Origin of the sequence: Halorubrum halophilum (assembly GCF_000739595.1) — an archaeon.
GTDB classification, from domain to species: Archaea; Halobacteriota; Halobacteria; order Halobacteriales; family Haloferacaceae; genus Halorubrum; species Halorubrum halophilum.
On the sequence record NZ_BBJP01000013.1, the window covers coordinates 24,884 to 47,794 of the forward strand.

Annotated in this window: 24 protein-coding genes and 1 pseudogene; 9 read left to right on the forward strand and 16 right to left on the reverse strand. The window is 62.6% G+C overall.

All coding sequences use genetic code 11. The annotated features are described in order from the left end of the window. Positions 1–19: 19 nt before the first annotated feature. Entirely contained in the window at positions 20–1,030 is a 1,011-nt protein-coding gene (locus tag ACP96_RS04435) for a hypothetical protein (protein ID WP_050032397.1), read from the forward strand. 80 nt (positions 1,031–1,110) lie between these two features. On the opposite strand, the gene ACP96_RS04440 is transcribed toward ACP96_RS04435, so the two are convergent. Continuing rightward, entirely contained in the window at positions 1,111–1,326 is a 216-nt protein-coding gene (locus ACP96_RS04440; RefSeq protein WP_050025325.1) for a hypothetical protein, read from the reverse strand. Between the two features lie 723 nt (positions 1,327–2,049). Here ACP96_RS04440 and ACP96_RS04445 point away from each other — a divergent pair. Next, entirely contained in the window at positions 2,050–3,441 is a 1,392-nt protein-coding gene (locus ACP96_RS04445) for an NAD-dependent succinate-semialdehyde dehydrogenase (RefSeq protein ID WP_050025323.1), read from the forward strand. Then, a complete protein-coding gene (locus ACP96_RS04450; RefSeq protein WP_050032398.1) occupies positions 3,438–5,012 on the forward strand; it encodes an acetolactate synthase large subunit in 1,575 nt (524 codons plus the stop codon). The genes ACP96_RS04445 and ACP96_RS04450 overlap by 4 nt, the downstream gene beginning before the upstream one ends. A gap of 26 nt (positions 5,013–5,038) precedes the next feature. Here ACP96_RS04450 and ACP96_RS04455 read toward each other — a convergent pair whose 3' ends face one another. The 8 genes and pseudogenes from ACP96_RS04455 to ACP96_RS04490 all read right to left on the reverse strand — a co-directional run bounded on the left by ACP96_RS04455 (position 5,039) and on the right by ACP96_RS04490 (position 11,055). Further along, on the reverse strand, positions 5,039–6,085 hold the full coding sequence (locus ACP96_RS04455; RefSeq protein ID WP_050032399.1) for an AI-2E family transporter: 1,047 nt from the start codon (positions 6,083–6,085) through the stop codon (positions 5,039–5,041). A gap of 83 nt (positions 6,086–6,168) precedes the next feature. Next, positions 6,169–6,441 (reverse strand): HalOD1 output domain-containing protein, encoded by a 273-nt coding sequence (locus tag ACP96_RS04460; RefSeq protein ID WP_050032400.1) that lies wholly within the window; start codon positions 6,439–6,441, stop codon positions 6,169–6,171. 55 nt (positions 6,442–6,496) lie between these two features. After that, positions 6,497–6,853, reverse strand: a complete 357-nt coding sequence (locus ACP96_RS04465) for a DUF7344 domain-containing protein (RefSeq protein WP_050032401.1) — start codon at positions 6,851–6,853, stop codon at positions 6,497–6,499. A 169-nt stretch (positions 6,854–7,022) separates the two neighbouring features. Beyond that, positions 7,023–7,538, reverse strand: coding sequence for an Lrp/AsnC family transcriptional regulator (locus ACP96_RS04470; RefSeq protein ID WP_050032402.1), 516 nt, complete (start codon positions 7,536–7,538; stop codon positions 7,023–7,025). A gap of 419 nt (positions 7,539–7,957) precedes the next feature. Then, positions 7,958–8,314 carry a four-helix bundle copper-binding protein gene (locus ACP96_RS04475; protein WP_050032403.1) on the reverse strand — a complete coding sequence of 119 codons (357 nt, stop codon included), beginning with the start codon at positions 8,312–8,314 and terminating at the stop codon, positions 7,958–7,960. Positions 8,315–8,577: 263 nt separating this feature from the next. After that, positions 8,578–9,402: an IS5-like element ISHalh2 family transposase gene (locus ACP96_RS04480; protein ID WP_050032404.1), complete on the reverse strand. Its 825-nt coding sequence runs from the start codon at positions 9,400–9,402 to the stop codon at positions 8,578–8,580. Between the two features lie 74 nt (positions 9,403–9,476). Next, positions 9,477–9,902 (reverse strand): annotated as a pseudogene (locus tag ACP96_RS04485) (ferritin-like domain-containing protein); the annotation flags it as partial. Between the two features lie 139 nt (positions 9,903–10,041). Then, positions 10,042–11,055: a hypothetical protein gene (locus tag ACP96_RS04490; RefSeq protein WP_050032405.1), complete on the reverse strand. Its 1,014-nt coding sequence runs from the start codon at positions 11,053–11,055 to the stop codon at positions 10,042–10,044. 440 nt (positions 11,056–11,495) lie between these two features. Here ACP96_RS04490 and ACP96_RS04495 point away from each other — a divergent pair, with 440 nt between their 5' ends. From ACP96_RS04495 to ACP96_RS04515, 5 genes are all read left to right on the forward strand, one after another. After that, positions 11,496–12,389, forward strand: coding sequence for a mechanosensitive ion channel family protein (locus tag ACP96_RS04495; protein WP_050032406.1), 894 nt, complete (start codon positions 11,496–11,498; stop codon positions 12,387–12,389). Between the two features lie 156 nt (positions 12,390–12,545). Beyond that, positions 12,546–14,453 carry a PAS domain-containing sensor histidine kinase gene (locus ACP96_RS04500; protein ID WP_082222466.1) on the forward strand — a complete coding sequence of 636 codons (1,908 nt, stop codon included), beginning with the start codon at positions 12,546–12,548 and terminating at the stop codon, positions 14,451–14,453. Continuing rightward, positions 14,440–14,913, forward strand: a complete 474-nt coding sequence (locus tag ACP96_RS19865) for a response regulator (protein WP_050032407.1) — start codon at positions 14,440–14,442, stop codon at positions 14,911–14,913. Before ACP96_RS04500 ends, ACP96_RS19865 begins: the two co-directional genes overlap by 14 nt. Then, entirely contained in the window at positions 14,906–16,612 is a 1,707-nt protein-coding gene (locus ACP96_RS04510) for a bacterio-opsin activator domain-containing protein (protein WP_050032408.1), read from the forward strand. The genes ACP96_RS19865 and ACP96_RS04510 overlap by 8 nt, the downstream gene beginning before the upstream one ends. Before the next feature lie 569 nt (positions 16,613–17,181). Continuing rightward, a complete protein-coding gene (locus tag ACP96_RS04515; protein WP_050025310.1) occupies positions 17,182–18,093 on the forward strand; it encodes a diacylglycerol/lipid kinase family protein in 912 nt (303 codons plus the stop codon). A gap of 121 nt (positions 18,094–18,214) precedes the next feature. Here the strand turns inward: ACP96_RS04515 and ACP96_RS04520 are convergent, their stop codons facing one another. From ACP96_RS04520 to ACP96_RS04550, 7 genes are all read right to left on the reverse strand, one after another. Beyond that, positions 18,215–18,745 (reverse strand): hypothetical protein, encoded by a 531-nt coding sequence (locus ACP96_RS04520; protein ID WP_050032409.1) that lies wholly within the window; start codon positions 18,743–18,745, stop codon positions 18,215–18,217. A 115-nt stretch (positions 18,746–18,860) separates the two neighbouring features. Next, positions 18,861–19,064, reverse strand: coding sequence for a hypothetical protein (locus ACP96_RS04525; protein WP_050032410.1), 204 nt, complete (start codon positions 19,062–19,064; stop codon positions 18,861–18,863). 4 nt (positions 19,065–19,068) lie between these two features. Then, positions 19,069–19,425 (reverse strand): hypothetical protein, encoded by a 357-nt coding sequence (locus ACP96_RS04530; protein WP_050032411.1) that lies wholly within the window; start codon positions 19,423–19,425, stop codon positions 19,069–19,071. Between the two features lie 97 nt (positions 19,426–19,522). Further along, positions 19,523–20,761 (reverse strand): hypothetical protein, encoded by a 1,239-nt coding sequence (locus tag ACP96_RS04535; RefSeq protein WP_237561612.1) that lies wholly within the window; start codon positions 20,759–20,761, stop codon positions 19,523–19,525. A gap of 16 nt (positions 20,762–20,777) precedes the next feature. Next, positions 20,778–21,527 (reverse strand): GNAT family N-acetyltransferase, encoded by a 750-nt coding sequence (locus tag ACP96_RS04540; protein ID WP_050032412.1) that lies wholly within the window; start codon positions 21,525–21,527, stop codon positions 20,778–20,780. A gap of 117 nt (positions 21,528–21,644) precedes the next feature. Further along, positions 21,645–21,887: a PRC-barrel domain-containing protein gene (locus ACP96_RS04545; protein WP_050025305.1), complete on the reverse strand. Its 243-nt coding sequence runs from the start codon at positions 21,885–21,887 to the stop codon at positions 21,645–21,647. A gap of 178 nt (positions 21,888–22,065) precedes the next feature. After that, the gene (locus ACP96_RS04550) at positions 22,066–22,395 is read right to left on the reverse strand and encodes a DUF5789 family protein (protein WP_050032413.1); all 330 of its coding nucleotides are present in this window, start codon (positions 22,393–22,395) and stop codon (positions 22,066–22,068) included. Positions 22,396–22,543: 148 nt separating this feature from the next. On the opposite strand from ACP96_RS04550, the gene ACP96_RS04555 reads away from it, so the two are divergent. Continuing rightward, positions 22,544–22,843, forward strand: a complete 300-nt coding sequence (locus ACP96_RS04555) for a DUF7130 family rubredoxin-like protein (protein WP_050032414.1) — start codon at positions 22,544–22,546, stop codon at positions 22,841–22,843. Positions 22,844–22,911: the final 68 nt, after the last annotated feature.

Sequence of the window (22,911 nt, forward strand, 5' to 3'; positions counted from 1 at the left end):
CCGAAAATCCCGGGACGGAATGACTTGTTCCCGCCGCCGCGCCCTCCAACTGCTCGGCGCCTCCGCCGCGACCGCCGCGACTGCAGGGTGTCTGAGCCCCGGTAGCCTCGATTCGTACGCGCTCATCGGCGACGAACTGGACCTCTCGTCGATCGGCCGGCCGTACCTGTGGCCCGACCCGACCGAGATCGACGCCGTGACCCGCGTCGACTTCGCGACCGAGACGAAAACCGCGCACCTCTCGGAGCTGTTCGAGACCGGCAGCGTGACCGTCAGACAGTGGCCGCTCGTCGGCCGCGACTCGTGGGGGACCGAGACGCGACCGCGGCCGACGTTCCTCCACCGAGACGGAACCTACTACGAGGTGCGCATCGCCGAGGAACGACACCTCGAACGGGAGCGGTGGCACGTCGCGCTCGAACGAATCGACGAAACGCCGCCCGACGACGCGACGGTCGCGCGTCCTCCGTTTGACCTCTCCGAACAGGACGAGCGCGTGCTCGACGCGGCGCTCGACGCGGTGTACGCAGGCCACGACGGCTTCCTCGGCGATCCCGAGTTCGACGAGCTACAGACCGTCGAGTACCACCACGAACTCGACGCCGAGGCCAGCGCTCTCGTCCCGACGCCGACGTTCGATTTTCTCGAGTACGAAGACGAGTACTTCCGTCTTGTCGCGGAGCAGCGGACCGTTCACGTTCCGGAGTGGACGTACACCGTCAGCGAAATCGCGGACAGGCGAGTGGAGTTCACCGAATACGCGAGAGGAGTGATCGTCGAACGCGAACTTCACTCCGCCGGGCTCTCGGAGTCCGCTCGCGAGGTGATGGATGACGCTATCGCTGAGGACCCGCGCCGCTACGAGGAGGGCGCCCCGCCCTCGGACGGGCTCGACGACGCGCTCGGCGCGCTCGGTATCGCGGGCGACCTCCAACCGATAGACAGCTACGACGAGCGGGTCGACTTCCGGAACGTCGTCGTCGAGTACCGAGACGCAGTCTATCGGTTCGATCTGATCGTGACGCCATAGGGGAATCGCGAGTTGGCGTCGGACGACCGCGCACTTGCCCCTCGACGCGGGCGGAGCGGGTTTCGGTTCCGAGCCGACCCTTAGGTCTCCAGCCGGTACCGGTACGGTCGTTCGGCGATGACTTCGACCTCACCGCGTTCGGCCCACCGACCCAACACGGTGGCGACGCGGTGGGGACTATCGATATCCTCGCATTCCCCGGCGAGTGCCAGGATCTCTCGCGCCGTCAGCGGCTCGTCGGCCTCGGCGAGCACGCCGCGGATCCGGTCGTACCGGTCGTATTCGCCGGCGCTCATACGTCTTACGTACGGTCCCCGAATATATAGGGTTCAGTGAGACACGAGTCAGACATTCGTCAGACACATCCCCAGAAACGGTCGTTTTCGGCACTTACAGCCGTCGATCGGGGGCGATATCGAGATCCGCCATCGCCGACCGACGACGCGTCGCGCGCGCGGGCGGAATCGGCTGCGGGAGTTTGCGGAGCGAAAGCAGACACGCCACCGGCCATCGACCACGCTTCGCTGAATTACCGCTTTCGAATACTACACTGGATTCTGATATATTTGAGATAATGCGGACGGCGATCCGTACTCGGGAACTGACGGCCAGCGACGACCGCCTGACAATGCGATCCCGAACGACGTGCGATCCGTGACTCCTCAGTTCAGATCGATTCGGAGATTGCGTCGAGATGTCTCTAGAACCACCAATATCAACTGTGAACTTGCCGGCTATATTTAAATACGACAGTTAGTTACCGCTTCCATGAAATAGTTTCGAACGAATATCTCGAAACCGATAGACGGTTTCTCGTCGACGCCCGCGGACACCTCAAAGGGACACTCCCCGACCCCTCGCTCCAGTTTCAGATTCTTCGGTACAGATTCCGGGTGCTACTAAATATATTTATAAATAGGTGTTGCTAAAACCATATTTTTTCATAAATATTTAGAGATCGTTTATCAAGAAGAGAGATAGTACCGAACACTAAGTCACTGTGTACCAAACACCCAGTGATGGACGTGATCGATCCGGCGACAGACGAAGTGATCGAATCGTACGAGGAACACTCGCCGTCCAACGTGGACGAGATGCTCGGAGCCGCGACGACCGCGTTCGAGACGTGGAGCCGGCGCCCGCTGGCCGAGCGGGAGCGACTGCTTGCGTCGGCCGGGGAGGTGCTCAGAGAGAACGCCGGCGAGTACGCCGAGACGATGACGCGCGAAATGGGCAAGCCGATCACGCAGGCCGAGGCCGAGGTCGAGAAGTGCGCGCGGGTCTGCGACCACTACGCCGAGTACGCGAGCGCCTACCTCGAACCCGAGCACCACCCGAGTCCGCCGGGGACAGCGGTCAAGACGGTTCACGAACCGCTGGGTCCCGTGCTGGCGGTGATGCCGTGGAACTTCCCGTTCTGGCAGGTGTTCCGGTTCGCCGCGCCGTACCTCACGGCGGGCAACGTCGGCCTGCTGAAACACGCCTCGAACGTCCCCGGGTGCGCGCTCGCCATCGAGGAGGTGTTCCGGGAGGCGGGCTACCCGGAGGAGGTGTTCCAGTCGCTTTTGATCCCGTCCGACCGCGTCGAGGACGTGGTCGCCGACGACCGCGCGGCGGCCGCGACCCTCACCGGAAGCGAGGCCGCGGGGCGTGCCGTCGCCGCGACCGCCGGCGAGAACCTGAAGAAGACGGTGTTGGAACTCGGCGGGAGCGACCCGTTCGTCGTCTTCGCGGACGCCGACGTAGAGGCCGCGGCGACGACCGGCGCGTGGGCGCGCAACCAGAACGGCGGGCAGTCGTGCATCGCCGCGAAGCGGTTCGTCGTCGTCGCCGACGCGTACGACGAGTTCCTCGACCGGTTCGTGGAGGGGGTCGAGTCGCTCGCCGTCGGTGACCCGACGGATCCCGAGACGGACGTGGGACCGCAGGCTCGCAAAGATCTGCTCGACGAGGTACACGAGCAGGTGCGGGACAGCGTCGAGGCCGGGGCGACGCTCGTCACCGGCGGCGAGCCCCTCGACCGCGAGGGCACGTACTACCCGCCGACGGTCCTCACGGATATTCCGGCGGGCTGTCCCGTGGACACGGAGGAGGTGTTCGGTCCCGTGGCGACGGTGTACCGCGTCGCCGACGAGGCGGCCGCCGTCGAGAAGGCGAACGACACCGAGTTCGGGCTGGGGGCCAGCGTGTGGACGACCGACCGCGAGCGGGGCGAGCGGCTCGCCGGCGACATCGACGCCGGCTGCGTCTACGTGAACGAACTCGTGAAGTCCGACCCGCGCGTCCCGTTCGGCGGGGTCGGCGTCTCGGGGTACGGCCGCGAGCTCTCCGAGGCCGGGATCAAGGAGTTCGTCAACCGCAAGACCGTCTGGGTCGCCGACGAGCCGGGAGACGAAACGGTGGTCGAATGAAGGCATCCGACTTGCTGGTTCAGTGTCTCGAGGCGGAAGGCGTCGAGTACGTCTTCGGCTTGCCCGGCGAGGAGCTCGAGGACCTACTGTTCTCGCTACAGAAATCCGATATCGAGTTCATCCCCACGCGCCACGAGCAGGGGGCGGCGTTCATGGCCGACGTTCACGGACGACTGACGGGCAAAGCCGGCATCTGTCTGGCGACGCTCGGCCCGGGGGCGTCCAACCTCATCACCGGCGTCGCCGACGCCCAGCTCGACAAATCGCCGCTGGTGGCGATCACGGGGCAGGGCGGGCGTGAGCGACTACATAAGGAGAGCCATCAGGCGCTGGACATCGTGCAGATGTTCGAGCCGGTGGTCAAGTGGAACAACCAGATCGCCGAGGCCGAAACGATCCCCGAGTCGGTGCGGAAGGCGTTCAAACTGGCGCAGTACGAGAAGCCGGGCGCGACCCACCTCGAGTTCCCCGAAGACGTGGCCGCCGAGACGATCGAGGCGGCGCCGCTCCCGACCCGAAAGCGGGTGTGTCGACCGGATCCGGACCGGACCTCGCTGGACCGGGCGGCCGACCTCGTTTCGGCCGCGGAGGCGCCGCTGGTACTCGCCGGCAACGGCGCCGTCCGCACCCCCGCCGCCCGCCGACTGCGGGAGCTGGTCGAACAGGTCGGTATCCCGGTCGTTTCGACGTACATGGGAAAGGGAGCGGTGTCGGACCGGCTCGACGCGTCGCTGATGACGCTGGACTCCGGGCCGGACCGGGAGGGGGCCACCGCGATCGAGCGGGCCGACTGCGTGCTCGCGGTCGGGTACGACATCGCCGAGCACGATCCGAAGTCGTGGAATCCCGACCGCGACAAGACGATCGTCCACGTGGATCACGAGCCGGCGGAGGTGTACGAGCACTACAATCCCGACGTCGAGATCGTGGCGGACATCTCCGCGACGCTTCGCGACCTCCGTGAGCAGTTGGACGGCGTGACGGCCCCGTCGTGGTGTCGAGACCTGCACGAGCGGGTCGTCGACGACGTCTCCCGCGAACCCGCCCCCAACGATCCGTTCTCGGTGGAGGGGACGCTCCCGTACCTCCGGGCGGCGATGGCCGACGAAGACGTGCTGATCTCGGACGTGGGAAGCCACAAAGTGGCTATCGCACAGCAGTTCCGCACCTACGAGCCGAACACCTGCATCATCTCGAACGGACTCGCGAGCATGGGAATCGCCGTCCCCGGCGGCGTCGCGGCCGACCTCGCCGTCGACGCCAACGTGGTGGTGGGAACCGGCGACGGCGGATTCCTGATGAACGCCGCGGAGATCGAGACCGCGACCCGACTCGGCTTAGGGTTCACGATCGTCGTCTTCACCGACGACGACTACGGGCTCATCTCGCAGAAGCAGATCGACCACACGGGCGAGCAGTTCGGGACCGAACTGACGAATCCCGACTTTCGGTCGTTCGCAGAGAGCTTCGGGATCGACGGGTACCGGCCCGAGACGTGGAGCGACGTCGAGTCGACGCTTCAGGAGGTCGTCCCCGGGGACGAGATGGCGCTTGTCGAGATCAGGCTCTAGCGCGGTCACGTGACCTGACGGGCCGGTCACGCGGTCGTCGCCTCCGCTCCGAGGAGGGCCGGGAGGATGTCCTCGACGAAGTGGATGAAGACGACCAGCAGGATCGGGGCCAGGAACACCCCGTACCAGCCGAACGCCACCGCGCCGAGGACGTACATCAGTAGTATCAGCCCCATGTTTATCTCGCCCTTCGAGAGGTACGACCGGATGAAGATATCGGGGAAGACGTCGACGACGGCCGCCGTCACGACGAGGAAGACGACCGGGAACCAGAGCGGTGTCCCCCCACCTGACACGCTTTGCCAGCCGAGATAGGCGGTATAGGGGACGTAGACCAGCTTCATACCGACGGACGGAATGAGCGTGGCCACGCCGGTCAGGAGGCCGAGGAGGATCGGGAACTGGATGCCGACCCCGGCCGGAGCGACGAAGTCCAGGCCGTAGTAGACGACCACGGCGAGGAGACCGCTCACTCCGATCGTGAGGAGGTTCCCCGTGTAGATCGTGGTGAGATCGTCGTCCACTCGTTCCATGAAGTCCACGGCGGAGGGCTGGTTCTCGAAGCTGTGCCGGAACCAGCGTGCCATCTTGTGATCGTCGCGCAGGAGGTAGAATGCGAGCGTGAAGGCCACGAAGAGACGTAACATCCAGGTCAGGGCCCCGGTGGCGAACCCACGTACCCTGGAGACGTTGTTACGGAAGACGCCGAGTAAACTCTGGTCCTCGCTTCCCGACACGAGGTTGAGGTAGGGCTCCAACGCCGTCCTGAAATACTGGAGGTCCGCGGCCGCGAAAAACCGATCGGCCTCTTGGATCCCGGTGAACACGGCGTACGCTAGGATGAAGAGAATCGGTAGGCCGACGGTCAGGAGCGTGACCGTCGAGCTGACGTTCGGGTGGTCGACCCGCTCGTCCAGCCAGTGGTAGATCGGTCGCGTGGCGTAGTAGAGGAAGATGCCGATCACGATCGCACCGATGAACGAGTAGAGGGTGAACGCCACCACCACCGTGATCAGAACACCGACGAGAATCCAAGCGATCGATCTGTAACCACCCCGCAGAGAGGACACCATACGACGCAGATGAACCCCCGAGGGTAACAGCTATCGGCCTAAGTGCTTTCCCTGGTGTCTCTGTCTGGGGTGGGTGACAGCGGTCACGCGACGTGGATGAAATCCGCGGTGCCACTCTGCTTGACGGTAATGCGGTAGCCGCCGTACGTGAACTCCACCGCCATCTGTGCCTCTGGTGACGGCGGATTCGAATACAACTCCGACAGCATCCCGTCGATACAGTCGTAGATCGGTGTCAGTTCGTCCGCCTGCTTTCCCTCGAGGTCAGCGATGGCCTCTACTATCGCAATAGAGGGCTTCTCTCTGTCGCTGTTCAACTCCCGGTGAACGATTTCGTCGTCGTGGGTTTCTGTCATGGTGGCTCTGTCGTTCGGCGTCGTGGACGGTAGAGACGTGATCGAGACACTGTTCTCAATCGCCGGTGGCGGGCAGTGCGTAGCCGTCGATGCGCGCCGCTTGATCGATGACTTGCCCGTAGCCGTGTATCTCGCCGAGTTCGATCGATCGTCTGTCCTGAGCGAACGTGATGAGGCCGGCATCGGCGAGTTTCGGGAGGTGCATATGATGAAGGGCGATCTCGATGCGTTCGGCCGTGTCGCTCCCGGGCGTCGCGGATGACCCTTCCAGTTCGTTGGTGAGCATCGCTGTGAGGGTATCGACGGAGACGACCCCGGAGTGCGTTCGCAGGTAGTACAACACGTATCGCCGGTAAGGATGCGTCAACAGGTCGAACGTCTCACCCAACCCCGTTTTGTTCGATGATGCCATTGCGTCCTCTTCAGGCCGAATTGACTTAACCTCTTTTTTCATATAATTCAATATGAGTGATAATATCGAGCGAAACCGGGGCTCGGCTTGACTTCTCCAAGGAGGCGGATCAGCAACTGGGCGGCGCGACTACGCGTTCAGCACCTCGACTACTCTGTTCATTTCGGGGCTACTCTTCGGGCGAACCGATCTCCTCGGCCACATCGGCGTCCTCGCCGGCGAACTCCTGGTGGAAGTGATTCCACGGTCGGACGTGTTCTTCTGCCAGAATGTCGCTACTCACGATTCGCAGGCCGAGATCGGCCAACTGGTCGGTGCTCTCCTCGATCTCGGAGGTCGATTCGGCGACGACCTCGACGTGGAGGTTCTCCTCGCCGGACAGCATCTCTCGGACGTTGACGACACCCCGGACTTCGAGGGCCTTCTCCGCCATCTCCGTCCGGCGAGAGAGATCGGTCGAGCAGACGAACAACACCTGCATCGGATACCCCGCCTTCTCGTAGTCGAGTTCAGGATTGTAGCCGAGAATGATACCGGCCTCCTCCAGTTGCTTGATCCGGTTGTGGACGGTCGTTCCGGTCACGTCCGTTTCCTTCGCGATGTCCGTGTCGGAGGCCCCGCGAGCGTCTATCTGCAACAGGTGCAGGATTCGGCGGTCGAGATTGTCGAGTGGGATATCGCTCATGAGGGCCTGTTCGTCACCGGGTCAAATGAATCGGTCGCCCGGATCGGACGCGCGTGGACCCTCACCTCGTTGCGGTTCGAACTACCTGCGACCCTACATTCGAACGCACGAGACGAGAACATCGACTCTGTGAAACTCCCGTTAATCCGGTATTATTCGGGGAAACACGCCGGAGGGAGTGTGAACCGATCAAACAGTGTGGCTAACTATTTCGGTCGATACCGAAGGTGAAATATGGCGATTCGAACCACGATAGGGTGGTCGCTCATCACGTCCGGCGTGGTAACGCTTCTGCTCGCGTATCTTCCGTATCCGTCCGTTTACTGGGGAATCTTGCTCCTTATCGTCGGCATCTTCATCTTCGTCACTCGACGGACGTTCTGACGCCGGCGAGCGAGCGTCGACGCCGTAGTCGCCGCTTAGTTCTCAGCCATGCGCCGGCAGGAGTCGGCGCATTCCCGGAGGACCTCCGCGCAGGCCTGACAGTGGTCGGCGTCGTGGTCCTCACACTCCGCGGCGCACTCCTCACACGCGTCGGCACACGCCCGAGCGAGTTGCGCGCTGTTGCTCGAACCGCGGGCCATGAAGCGCGCGTGGAGAGATGCGAGATCGGCGACGTCTCGGCAAAGTCGCGCGCACTCCTCCATCTCTTCGCTCCCGAGGCACTCGTCGGCGCACCATTCGCAGACCTGAGAGGCCTCGGAACAGTTCTCGATGCAGTCGCGTTGTTCGTCACTCAGGCCGTTGATTCTTGAGACGGTTTCTGAAAGGGACATCGCACGTGAGACGATGTCCAGCAACTGAATAAGCGATGAGTTTGCTACTGAAAGGAATTTAAATACATTCTTGCAGACGCGGGGCTTCGGCGAGTCACCGCCGTCGACGACGCGGGGACGTCGATGGGCGAGCTAGCCAAGTCCCCCTCTGCGTTCACTCGCGCTCGTCGAGGGGACGAACGCGCTGGCCGCCCGTCACTCGTTCCGGTACTCCTTCTGAAACCCTTTAAACTCTGCTGTGTTGAATAGATGTTGAGTCACGGTTACAGCGGCTCACACAGTGGTTCTATGTTGGTGATGGCGAACATCAAGACGATCTCACGGAACTGCCGATACCAGCCCAGCGCTCGCACGGCATCGCCGAGCGAGCGCTTCGTTGTTGAGTACGATGTTTCGGCCATCCACCGCTGAGAGTAGCCATTTGCTCGGTTGAGCGCGTTGTTCGCGGCTGCTTTCGCTGACGAGCCGCGGTAATGAACAAGGTACTCAACGTCATGTGCGGCGATTTCGTACTCGGTATGCCAGTCTTGGAAGCCGTTGTCGGCGGCGACGGACTGCAGGTCGTCCGCGTTTCGGCGGACGACCTGCGGTCCGGTCTTCGTATCATGCTTCCACCGAGCTGCGATGTGAACATCAAGAACAGCCAGCGATTCCACATCAGTCAATGTCGTCACTTTTAGCGTCTGTATCGTCCGTCCTGCCCGTTGACGAAAGTACGAGGACGCACGTCGGCGATCGAAGAACGTGCTGTCGAGAGCGGCGTGGCCCGACTGCGGGTGCTGCTGCGCGGAAACGCGCAGCAGCGCCCGCCACACCCACATTTTTAGCCGATCAAACGACTTGTAGATCGTCGTGTGATCGGGGAGACCGCCCCGATCTAAATCGAGAGCGTCACGAACTTCAGCCATGTACTTCAGCCGATTCGGCGTTTCACGGTAGCTGTGGCCGTCTTCGAGCCGAAAACAGTGTAGGACGACGTGAATCCAGCGGGCGAACCCGCCGCTGGCGGGCTCGCCCGCGCGCTTCCCCAACGCTTGTTTAGCTAGGTCACGACACTGCTCAATGAAGTCGAGGATATCGATTTCCATATCAACTTCGATTTCCTCGGCTTCACCCTTCTAAACTGGTGATATCGGCAGATAAGATCGCTATTCAACAGAGCATTAAACTCGGCTCTGTGGGCCTCCTCGTCGGCGAGAATCTCGACTGCGAGGTCCTCGGTCACCGGATCGTCCGCTTCCTCCGCGGCGTCTATCAGATCGTGATAAGTCGAAATCGCGGCCTCTTCCGCGTCGAGGACGCCCTCGATAACCGCGAGCACGTCCGTCGAGTCCTCAGGCGGTTGGAGCGAATCCTGTCGGGCCGTGAAATCCTTCGATGACGGGGGTCGCGCACCCAACTGCTTGAGGCGCTGGCCGAGTTTGTTCGAATGAGCGAGTTCCGCCTGGATATCCTCCTGTAGGCTTTCCTTGATCTCCTCGGCCCGAACGCCTTCGAGGATGATCGCGTTCGTCTGGTAGTTCATCACGGTCTCGATCTCGTCCTCGTAGCTCCGCCGTAGCAGCTCGACGGTACGGTCTGTAGACATAGCACCTGATCGTCGACTAGACGCTGTATAATTATACTCGGTGTAATCGAAATTATATACCGAGGAGTTTACAATAATCTCGGAGAAGTAAGGGTGCAATCACCGTACGAATCGAAGTGAGACCGGTCACCGCTGGAGATCAGTTCAGCGAGAAAATCCCGGCGGACGACGTCAGTCGTGCAACTGCGGAGAGTCGAAGCATATAGGCGGTTAGCACCAAGTACGGCGCGAGTGAGATGGTAAACGTTGCAGCGACGAACGCTTGCAGCGGCGGGAGACCCAACAGCCAGAAATCCGGGAAAACTCCGGCGTCTATCGCCAGGATCGTCGTTGCATTGATTAAGATGGCCGGGAGCGTAATCACCAACAACGTCTGTGAGAGCTTCGACACCTCTCGGGTGTAATAGAGCGTCTTGAAATACTCCTTACCGATCGCGAACAGCTCCAACGCAGCCATGAAATGGTCGATCCGATCTCCGAGGTGATCGGATTCCTCGCCTCCGTACGCCGATTTGAGCTTCCCCGCTCGTTCCATCTCCGCGCCGTACCTGAACTCCATTCCCTTCCAGAGAACGCCGAATTCGGCCCCGCTCATGTCATCAATGCTCCCTAGTGATTCAGCCTTTTCCGCGACAGACGAGACGTAGTCTCGAATCTCTTCGGCATCGTCCGGGTCGATCCCTTCGGTGTCGTCGTCGATGTGTTGTGCACGCTCGCGAATCGTCCGTGACATGACCTTCAGGAATGCCGCCGGTTCAGACGGATTTTCGTCCGGTCCGGAGAGCGCGCTCAGGTCCTTCCGGAAACTCGACGCTCCTTTAACCCGATCCTCTTGGTTGCTGACGGAGCTCATATCGTGCGACAACACGATCGAGTTGATGGATACGACGATCGAAACGAGGAGAATCATACCGCTCAAGAGCGTGTTGAGAACCGTCTGGACCGCCGAGGTGTCCGTTAGCAGATTCTGCATCTCGAACGTCCAGATGTTGCCTAACACGATGAACGAGACGAAGACGAACGTGAGCAGTGCCCCCGTTACGGCCATCCGATTGGCCTCTAATAGCACCCACCGCTTGATACCGAAATCACCCCCCGCCGTCGGAGTCGGGAACCAGTCGCGCCACCGGCGAACCGTACTTCCCTGACTCATGGGTGATCGATCCGCCGAGCCATATCGATCATCGAATGAGCATTCGCCTGCATAGCACCAACACGAGAGAAGAGACGTAAAACGTTGCGGCCAATATACTTGTACCCTCGAGGTCCCCGTTTGAGGTGGCCGCGGGCTTTGCCCTCTCTGCAGCGACCGGTTTGGCGTTCAGTCCGCGATCGAAGTTTCGTTCCGCCGGATCGGGTCTGTGGCGCGGACCTTGCAAAGAGGCGATTCGAGGCGGCTGTGCTTCGATAGGTCGTGATTACTTAATTTGCCCGAGTGCGCAACTCGGCTATGAACTTCGAGGCCCGGAGGGCGAGTCCGACGGGTGGCCAGGCGGCGGATCGAGCCGATAACGAGTGGGTCTTCGAGAGCGATCGACGGCTTCTCGCGTCCGGAGTGAGGTCGAAGCGCCCGAGCAACCCACCGGGAAACCGATGACTGGGGGGCCGCTCGCGGTGCTCCAACAGGCTCCCGAGCCGGACCCCGGTCCGGAAGAACTGGTCGTGTTTTGGCCGCTTCTCGTTCAACTCGGGTGGTTTCTCGTCGGCTTCTTGGCGGTCGTCCTGATCGGATGGCTGCTCGTCCAACCGGTTCTCAGGCGAGCCGTCCGACGACGGAACCGCAACAACGCGACCCTCCAAGCGGCCATCGTCCTGTACTTCCGTCTGGTCGTGGTCCTGGTGGGGACGCTCGTCGGGCTGGCGGTCGCCGGCTACGGGGAGTTCCTCAGCGACTCCGCGCTCGTCATCAGCGCGGTCGCGCTGGCGGTGGGGATCGCCGCACGCGAGGTGATCGGGTCGCTCGTCAGCGGGGTCGCGCTGGTTCTCGATCCGGAGTTCAACGTCGGCGACCACATCGTGTGGAACGACGGGGAGGGGGTCGTGCAGTCGATCGCGCTCCGAATCACTCGCGTCGAGACCGCCGACGGCGAGCTCGTGACCATCCCGAACACGATACTGACCGCACACGAGATCACCCGCCCCTACGGACGAGGAAATCATCGGATCGTGCAGAAACTCGGCGTCGGCTACGGAAACGACCTCGACGACGTGCTCCACCATCTCACCGACGTCGCCGGTGAGACGAAGGGGATTCTCGCGGACCCGTCCCCGACCGCGTACGTCGACGAGCTCGGCGGCGACGGGGTTTCGATCCGGGTCCACTACTGGATCACCGACCCGACCCGACGCGACGTGTTCGCGATCCGGTCGGCGTACGCTCGGGCCGTCAAAGACCGGCTCGAAGCCGAAGGGATCGACGTCAGCCCGCCGGCTGAACGCGAGCTCTCCGGTCAAATTCGCCTTCGCGACCCCTCAGAACGGGACTGATCGACTGGCGCCCCGCGCTACGTCGGGACACCGTCTCGGGTAGCCGGTCCCACGTGGACCCGAGCGCTCAACGCCCATACGGAAACGGGGTCAGACGTGATTAGACAGGCGTTACGGTGTGTGTATTTAAATGGTCTCGACAAGTAATCGGGTATCATGAGCCCACCGCCGGGTAGTAGCGACGGGGATTTTTTCGCAGACACCGTCGACAGGGTAGCCCGTCAGGGGTCCCGTACTCTCGCTGAGAATCTTGCTGAGATGGTGAGTGACGGGGTCTATCAGTTGAGTTCCGATCTGCGCTTCGTCGCAGTCAACGAAGCGTTCGCGGCGATGACGGGGTACTCCCGGAACGAACTGCTCGAAGAGCACCTTTCAGTTCTGTTCAGTGACGAGAGCACCGAGCGTCTGGAAGATGAAATCGCGCAGCAGCGCGAGTTGCTTCCTCCCACCCCGATCGAACTATCGGGGCACGCTGCTCAGGGAGAACCGATCGAGTGTCTCGTCCGCGTGAGCGTGTTGTCTTCGGACACCGGACAGGGATCGCTCGGTGTCGTTCGGTCCGACGACGTGACGTATCCGTCCCCTCACGAGTCGACGCCGCGGGCCGACGATGTCCTGCCGAGTCCTCTCGAAGAGGAGGAAAGCGAACTGCGTCACGTCCTCGACCGCGTCTCGGACGGCTTTTTCGGACTCGACGACGAGTGGCGATTCACCTATCTCAACGACCGTGCAGCCGAAGTTCTCGGATTTTCTCCCGAGAACGCCACCGGAGAGGTACTCTGGGACCTGTTCCCGGAGGCCGTCGGCTCCCCCTTCCGGCGGAACTGTCTGCGAGCGATGCGCGAGCAGGAGTCCGCCTCGTTCGAGGCGTTCTTCCCGCCGCTGAACTCGTGGTTCGAGGTGTCGGTCTCCCCCTCCGTGACCGGACTCTCGGTGTACTTCCGCGACGTCACCGAACGGCGGGAACGTCAGCAAGCGGTCCGCGACCGAGAACGGGAGCTCGAGGCGCACAAAGACTACGTCAACGACGTTCTGAACGCGATCGACGATCTGTTCTACGTCATCGACAGAGCGGGGCGTTTCCGGCGGTGGAACGAGAGTGTCCGTTCCGTCACCGGCTACTCGGACGAGGAACTCGAGGAGATGGGTCCGCTCGGCTTCATCGTCGAGGCAGATCGAGAGCGGGTCGCCGGCAGCATCGGCGAGACGTTCAAGACCGGAAACGGACGCGTCGAGGCGTCTATCAGGACGAAAGGCGGAGAGACTGTTCCGATAGAGTTCGTCGCGTCGGTGATAGAGACGCCCGCTGACGAACGCATGATCGCGGGTATCGGGCGGGACATCAGCGAGCGCAACCAACGCCAACGACGGCTCGAAGAGTCCAACGAACGGCTCGAACAGTTCGCGTACGCCGCGTCTCACGACCTCCAAGAGCCCCTTCGGATGGTCTCCAGCTACCTCCAGCTCATCGAAGAGCGGTACGGGGACGCGCTCGACGACGACGGACAGGAGTTCCTCGACTTCGCCGTCGACGGCGCCGACAGAATGTGCGAAATGATAGACGGCCTGTTGGCGTACTCGCGGATCGAATCGGAGGGCGATTCGTTCGAGCCCGTCGAACTGGAGGCGGTCATCGAAGACGTCCAAGACGCCCTTCAGATGATGTGTGACGAGCACCGGGCCGAGATCACGACGGACTCCCTGCCACACGTCGAGGGAGACCGCGGACAGCTGCGGCAACTGTTCCAAAACCTGTTGGACAACGCGATGGCGAACAGCGGCGACGCCCCGCCGGAGATACACGTCTCCGCCGAACGAGTCGGTGAGCGGTGGCTGGTCTCCGTTCGCGACGAGGGGATCGGGATCGATCCCGCCGACGCCGATCGCATCTTCGAGGTGTTCCAGAGCCTCGACGGTCCGGACGAGAACGGGTCGGGGATCGGACTGGCGCTCTGTAAGCGAATCGTCGAGCGTCACGGGGGCAGTATCTGGGTCGACTCACAGGTGGGAGATGGGGCGACCTTTTCGTTTACCCTCCCGGCCGTCGGTGATGACGGTGAGTGAGCAGCTCCGTCAGCGCACCGCGGTTGATATCCTGCTGATCGAGGATAACCCGGGCGATATCCGTCTCACTCAAGAGGCGTTCGACGAGAGTCCCATCGCCAACACCCTCCACGTCGTGAACGACGGGGTCGACGCCTTGGCGTTCCTGAACAAGCGCGGCGACTACGAGGACGTCCCGCGGCCCGATCTCATCCTCCTCGATCTCAATCTCCCTAGGAAAAACGGGGACGAGTTCCTCGAAGAGCTCCACGAGACGGCGCCTCGACTCGCGCGTATCCCGGTGATCGTGTTGACGAGCTCCCAAGCCGAAGAGGACATCGTCACGTCCTACGAGCTACAGGCCAACGCCTATCTGACGGAGCCGGTGGACCCGTCCGAATTCATCGCTACCATTCAGTCGTTCGAAGAGTTCTGGATCGAGGTCGCTCGTCTCCCGTCACCCCGTGATACCCATGACTAACGACACGCTCGATGTCCTTCTCATCGAGGACAATCCCGGCGATACCCGCCTCGTCGAGGAGATGCTCAAAAGTGCGGGGACGAGGCTCGATCGAATCGATCTCGACGGGTCGACTCCCGCGGAGTCGTCGATCCACCACGAATCGACCCTCAAAGCGGGGGTGGAACGACTGTCCGAACGGGACGTTGACGTGATACTGCTCGACTTGGGACTTCCCGATAGCGCCGGCTTCGACACGCTCGTCAGCGTCGTCGACGTGGCCGAGTTCACGCCCGTCGTCGTGCTTACGGGACAGGACGATCGCGATCTCGGAGTCCAGACGATCCAGCACGGGGCCCGCGACTACCTGGTGAAAGACGAGGTGACGAGCGACCTGCTGGTGCATTCGATCCAGTACGCGATCGAGCAGTCCCGCCAGGAGCGCGAGCGGATTCGGCACCGCGAGCAGCTGGAGGCGTTCAACCGACTGTACGGAATCAGCCAGGACGTTATCCACGCGCTCATAACGAAATCGACGCGCGGGGGCCTCGAACGAGCGGTCTGTGAGAGACTCGTCGAATCCGACGCGTACGACTTCGCGTGGATAGGAGAGGTGAAACACTCGACCGATCGGTTCTCGATCCGCGAATCCGCACCTGCAGACTGCGAATTCGACGCGGCGTCGATTCCGTTCGACGGCGACGCTGACGGGGAGCGGGCCGAAGCCAAAGCCGTTCGCACCCGAGCGGTACAGGTCGTCGGGGACATCGAAACGGCCGCCGATCCCGAACGCCGCCAAGAGCAGATTCGAGCGTGTGGGTATCGAACTGTGGCCGCGATACCCGTCGCCTACGGAAACGTCTTCTACGGCATTTTAGCGGTCTACGACGAGTTGCCGAACGTCTTCACCGAGGCCGACCGAGAGAACCTCTCGCGGCTAGGAGAGATCATCGGTCACGCCATTACCGCCGTCGAACGCAAAGACGCCCTGATGGGTGATACGGTGCTTCAGTTGACGTTCAGTCTGGGAGGCGAGACCGAAGGACTCGTCGCCGCATCGGCGCAGGGGTGGACCCTCGCGATCGAGCACCTCATCCGAACCGATCCCGGTATTCTCGCGTACGGGAGCGTCGAAGGGATCTCGAAGGCGGACTTTCACGAGGTCGTCGATCGCTCGACGCTGGTCGAAGACCTCCGAGTTCTCTCGCCCGAAGGCGACACGTTCAAAATCGAACTCACCACGAACTGGGGGGAGAAGCTGGTGCCGGAACTCGCGAAACACGGCGCCATCGTCACCGAGATCACCGTCGCAGACGGCGAGTTTCAGTTCGTCGTCGACGTTCCCCCGGGACGAAATAAACACCAGTTGGTCGAAATCGTCCAAGACCACTACCCGGACGCGACGCTTCGTGCCCAGTGGACGGTCGCCCGTGACGAACCGTCGATCGCCGACTTCCATTTGGCGTTCGAAAACCAACTCACCAAAAAACAACGCGCCGTGCTCAAGACGGCGTTCCACGCCGGCTACTTCGACTGGCCGCGACAGAGCACCGGCGAAGAGGTGGCCGAGCTCCTCGGTGTCACGCAGGCGACGTTCAGCGAGCACTTCCGGGGAGCCGAGCGTACGCTGTTCGAAGCGGTGTTTGAGGGCATCGAGAGCGACGACGCGACGCCGGACTCGCCGTGGGAGCGGTCCGACCCGGACACGAACCACCAGTGATCGCTCGCACCCGTTGCGCTCGGGCGGGGCGAGCGGTCCGATCGACCACGTCGACGTTTTCGATCCGGGTCTCGAATGGGATCTAAATGTTACTTTTCATATCAATATTAAGTCAGTATTACGGGACACATAACCGAAGATATCCCGCCAGACCGCGAATGGTATTTAAACCATAACAAAAATACGAGTGTAATGGAAACGGTTCCTCACTTTAGCCTCTCCCACCTCGGTATGTCCGATCCTAATCGGGACTTGTCCGCGCCCGAGCGAGTGGTGACGATGTGACCTCGGTAACGGATCGAGGCCGCTCGATGGCTCGAACGGGCGGGCGTCGGCGTCAAACAGTCGCAGCTGGTCGACGACGTAACGGGTGCCATGAGAAGCCGAGTGCGAGACCGTGCCTTCGCATGGCCCGGGCGTTGCGGATAATTCATACTTAGAAACACAGGAGACTACCTAACAATCCGATGGAGGCGCAATCGGAAGACAATGCTCCGAACGCCCTCGATCGATTTGGACGGGAGAATCCGGAGACCCAACGGTCCGACCGCGATCGGGGAAGCCTAAGCATGGCGGGGACGGTAATCGTTCACAACCCGGAGAGCGGAAGCGGCTCTCACACCGAGACGGTCCGGACTCGGGCGGATCTGTGTGGGTACGCGCTCGAACAGTCCGAGCAAGCCGGCGACGTGGTCGCGCTGACACGGGAGGCCGCCGAGGCCGGATACTCGACGATCGTGGCCGCCGGCGGCGACGGGACGGTCAACGAAGTCGTTCAGGGGATCGACCGAGCCGACGCGTTCGACGACGTCACGCTCGGCATTCTTCCGCTCGGGACGGGAAACAACTTCGCGAAACAGATCGGGATTACCGATATCGAGACGGCGTTTAGCGCCTTGGAGGACGGTGCCCGGCGGACCATCGATATCGGGATGGCGACCGATCGACCCTTCGTGAACTCCTGTGTCGCGGGGTTGACCGCCGAGTCGGTTAGTGGGACCTCCGGGGAGTCGAAGTCCCGCATCGGTGGGCTGGCGTACGTGCTCACGACACTTCGGACCGTGACGGAGTTCGATCCGCTGCACCTCACTGTTGACAGCGGGATGGGAGCGGGCGAACCCCCGACCTGGAGCGGCGAAGCGCTCTGTGTGATGGTCGGGAACGGCCGTCAGTTCGCGGCGGACGGGACCACACAGGCAAACATGGAAGACGGGCTCTTCGAGGTCGCGATCGTCAAGGACGTGCCCGCGATTGATCTGATGAGTGACGCGGTACTCGAGCGCCTGTTCGGACAGGATTCGGCGCACATTGACCGGTTCCAGGCCGCATCGGTGGATATCAGGGGCCACTCAGCAGACCCCGTCAGATTCACTGTGGACGGGGATATCATCCAGCATCACGAACTCGATCTCAGCGTCCGATCGAACGTCCTGCAGCTCGTCGTCGGGGAGGAGTACGATCCCGTCCCGATGGACGCGTGAGGCCGCCCAGTCGGTCTGCGGCTCACAGGTCGACGAACTCACGAGAACGAGGGTCGGGCACGTGTATCGATACTCGCGATCGCAGTACAGCAGCCGAACCTCCCCGCCGAACCCGGACTCCTCACTCGTAGGCCTCGCCGGACCGTTTCTCGAAGCTCACCCACGTCCCCAGCGTCAGTCCGTACACGACGTGTCCCACGTGGAATATCACCGCCTCGTCCGGCTCAAGCTCCTCGTCGAGGAGACGCTGAAAGACGAATCGGGTCCCGAAGACGGACAGGGCGAGACTGTACACGAGGGAGAGTGCGATCACGCTCAGGCCGTTCTCGCCTTCGGTATCGCAGCCCAGCGCGTCGATCACGACGCCGAACAGACCGCCCGCGACGCCCCCGTACAGGAAGTGCAGGACGAGGCCGATGCCGAGATGCGTTTCCGGAGTCTCGCCGCCGCCGACGTATTTCGCCCAGAAGTCGGCGGTAGGCGGCAACGCGCGGAAGACCGGGAATCGGTAGAGGGTCATCAGCGCCGTGGCGATCAGGCCCCCGACGACGCCTCGAACGAGCCGCCGAAGGGGATGTACTCCGGAACTGGAGGCGATGTCGGATTCCGCGTCGGGTCCCTGGGGACTCGCGTCTGGAGAGTGAGTAGTCACAGGAGTACGTGTCTCACACGTCGGAATAGCCGTGCTCCCAATAAGCGTTAATTCCGAAGGAGCCTGCCGTACTGGACGCTACGAGGGCCTTGGTGTCGGGTCGCCGTCGAGCCGGTTATTCGGTGTCGGAGAGTTTCTCGCGTTTCGCATTTTTCGCGATGCCCGCGAGTGCCGGGAACTTCCCGGCTAACCACGGCGTGAGATAAACCATCGCACCGATTACGACGGCAGTGACGAGCACGGCGCCGACCGGACCGACTCGCTTGCTCGCCAGCTTCCAGACCGTCCACGCGGTCCCGAGGAGTTGTAACGAGGCCATCGGATTATACCCCGGGAACCCCGAACGCACCGATTCCGAGGTCAAGCAGCCCGTTCAACACGTAGAGGATGGCAAGCGCTGAGAGCCAAGCGACCACGCCGATGAGGCCCGCCTGGAGCCAGCCGCCCGGGTACCGCCAGTTGATGACGGCGACGTACACGATCAGGGCGATGATGAGCCCGAAAATCGGTATCCAAGCCGTCAGCGCCCACGCGATGGCACCGATAAACGCGGTGATGACGGCGTGGCTATAGTCGTCAGTGTCCGCGATCACGCGGGCACTGATGTAGATCGCGAGTCCTCCGATTAAGAGCGCGACGATGAATGCAACTAACGAACCGACGATTCCTAGTGTTGTCACGCTTGGTCATCGCCGACCTACCAGCAAAAGACCAGAGCCAATATGTATTGGGTCGCCAGCGAGAATCGCCCGCCCTCGCGCATCGCGGCGGCCGGTCCTACGGCCGGTCACGGAAGAGCGCGAGGTGGCGGAGCGCCATGCGATTCTCGATCCCGCCCGCGAGGGCGCCCGACAGCACGCCCAGCGTGCTGATGAAGCCGCCGACACGGACGAGGTCGGGAAGCCCGACGCTGGGGTCCTCGAGGCTCGGCCAGTTCGTCATCAGGTTCGGCGGGAAGACGGCGAGTTCGATCAGGAGCATGATCGACCCGACGAGGACGAAGAGCCCGGTCATCGCCACGACAAGGATGAAAAACACCGTCACGTTCACCAGCGCCATGTGCTCGGTGATCACCTGGCTGCGCTCTCGCGGGAAGGACAGCCGCTGGACGTACAGGAGGTGGACGGCGGCGGCGACGATGCTCCCGACCGCGAACAGCGCCGTGACGCGGTTAGTCAGGTTCAGTCCGACATCCCACGCCTCGGCGCTGAACACCAAGATTAGCGTCGGCGTCACCGCGGCCGTCGAGAGGCGCGGAAGCGAGAACGGAAGCAGCGGCGCGCGGCTCTGCAGGAGCGTCGAGGCGACGGTCCACGGGTTCCGAACGAGGCTCAGGGCGTGAAACGCCAGCCGTCGGAGCCGTCCACGCGAGACGTTTTTCTCGGGGATTCGGGTGGCGATCTTCCCGAGGTGTTCGGTGACATCCACATCGAAGGGTGGGACGTTCCGCCGAGCGGGGTCGAACGAAAACGGCGCCATCACGCCGCCGTCACCGTGGTCCGCACCGAACACGTGCCCGAAGAGATGCACGAGGAGGGCAGCGGCGTTCCAGCGGACGGCCGCCGAATCGAGTGCCCGGACAGCCTCTAGACCGGGTCTCCGACGGAGCCGGCGCGTCGAAACGACGACCACGCGGGCGAGCGGGGACGCGAGCCCCTCGACGGACCGCTCCTCGCGCGTGGTCAGGGGCACGTCGGTCACGACGACCACGAGGTCGTACGGGCGCTTCACCATGTGAAGCGCGGCTTCGTCGAGGAACTCGGACGGCCGCCGCGGAGCGGCGTCGGCGAGCGGGTCCGGTTCGGCGCAGTGGACTCGCCAACTTGCGTCCGTGGCCGTCGCCAGCTCGTTGACGCCGTCGCGGGTCATCCGCTCGGCGAACGACTGCAGCGGCTCGACGTCCGCGCCCGGCGAATGCGCGATGAGGACCCCGACCTCGATCTGCGGCGCGGCCTCGCCGCCGCGTCGACCGTCCACTGTCTGCGGGTCGGACTGGACGGATTCGTCGTCAGTCATTGCTTAGTAGCTCGTGTCAGAGGTACGCGTCGTCCCACTCGTCGGCCAGATGAACGTTCCCACAGTTCCCGCATTCGAGCCTGTCGAGTCCGTCGGTGGAGACGTTCGTACCGCCGCACTGCGAACAGAAGTACCCGTACGCGTCCTCCTCGTCGTCCGCCGTGTACACGGTGAAGAACGGGGCCTCGCTGCCGGGAACGGTCTCGTCGCGATCGACGGGCCGGTCCGTCCCGTCGGCGGTGACGGACTCCGGGACCGCGACGGTCGGCTCGCTCGCCGACTCCGTCGATTGGCCTTCCGCGAACACGGTGACGTCGAACTCCTCCCCGCCGACCAGCATCTGTTCGTGACCGCTCTGTTTGAGGCCGAACCCTTCGAGGAACTCGCCCCCCTCGACGGCGTCGTCGAGGATGTACGCCGCGATCGGCTTTTCGGAAAACTGTTCGCGAACGCGGTCGAGCAGCGCCGTGGCGATACCCTCACCCCGCGCCGCCGGATCCACGTGGAGCCACCGAATCGTCGCCGCTGTTCCGAGTTCGACGGTGATGAACCCGCGGACGACTTCGTCGCCGTCGACCGTCTCTTCGACAACGAGCACAGTCATCTCCGCGTCGTCGAGCAGGTCGGTTATCGCCGCGTCGTCGAACTCCTCTTCGAGTATCGTCTCGATCTGTTCTGGACTGAGCGAATACGACGACTGCAGCGAGTCGCGCGTGATTGCTCTGATCTGTTCCCGGTCGTCCGACTCAGCAGCGCGAATATTCATGTGAGTTGATAACGTTTAGCTCGAATATAGTTGTTGTGACTGTGCATCAGCGCGCCGAGGTCCCACACTGAAAAGATGGTTCAGCAGGAGACGACTGGTGAAGGCCTGTGGGTACCGCTACCTACTCAGGTGAATCTCGTCGTCTGTGACAGTCTCGATGCTCGAGGTATTGAGCACGTAGTCCTCCTCGTCATCGTCGCCCCAGCCCAGTTTGGATCGGATCGTGTCGGCCAGCCCCGGGTCGGGATCGACGTGTGCCTTGCCGTGTTCCACGTTGGTGACGCGACCGATCTTGTCTCCGTCGGAGTTCACGACGTCCTTGCCTTCGTCGTCCGCAGTCAGCGTCTTGTCGTTTTGCATTGCGATCCAACCGATGACGCTTTCGACGCTAAGAGTTCTGCTTGCCTGTGACGGGTGTATATACGTGACTGGTCCGCCGCCCGAATCTGGCCCCGTTTCCGTCCGCTCTCGAACGCCCGGACAGCGCGATGGGAGCGAACGCCGATCGGAATTCCGAGGACGGACGCCGCGATGCGGTCTAGAACGACTGCGCTTCGGCCGAGTCCTCGTCGTCGTCGTCCTCGACGTTGCCGCCGCGGTCGGTGTAGTTCTCTCGGCCGACCGCTTCGTCCCCGACCATGTTGAGGATGGCTTGCTGGACGCCCTCCATGTCCTCGTACTCCCGTTCGGTGTCCGCGGAGAGCACCTCACGCACCGTGACTTCGCCGTCGACGAGTTCGAGTTCGCGATCCCCGTACCGGTCGAGGAGCGTCTCGTGCGACAGCGGGTACGACTCCGCTTCAAGATCCCCGGCTAGCTCGCCGAATTCGATACCGTGCTCTCGGGTGTTGTCAGGCTCGTCTGCCATACCGCACCTTCGACGAATGACCAGAGAAAGGCTTCTGCACGCACACGCAAGGTGATGTTACCGATCGGCCGGCAGCGATGCTCCGGATCGAGGGGAGTCCAAACATATTGGGCTCACGTTGATTACCCGAACGAACCACAATTGGCGTATGGGCGCCCAGAACAGAGTCCAGAGCGTGTCGATCGAACCGGGAGAGCTAGTGTACGACAGCGACAATCAGGTGGTCGGACGGGTGAGCGGCCTCATCGACGACGGGTTCGAAGTCGAGGCGGTGGAGTCTGACGAGAGCGAGGTCGAGGAGGTGCCGGGGAAGGAGTTCGGCGAGGGATACCTGATGTGGCGGTGCGGCGAGTGCGGGGAGATGGACGAACTGGAGGACGGGCTCCCGGAATCGTGTCCGAACTGTAGTGCTCCAAAGGAAGCGATCACCGCGGTCGAAGAGGACTGATCGCGACCCGGCCGCGTGCGACTCGGGTCGCGAACGTCCCGGGAACCTCATCCGAATCGCGGGAGGAC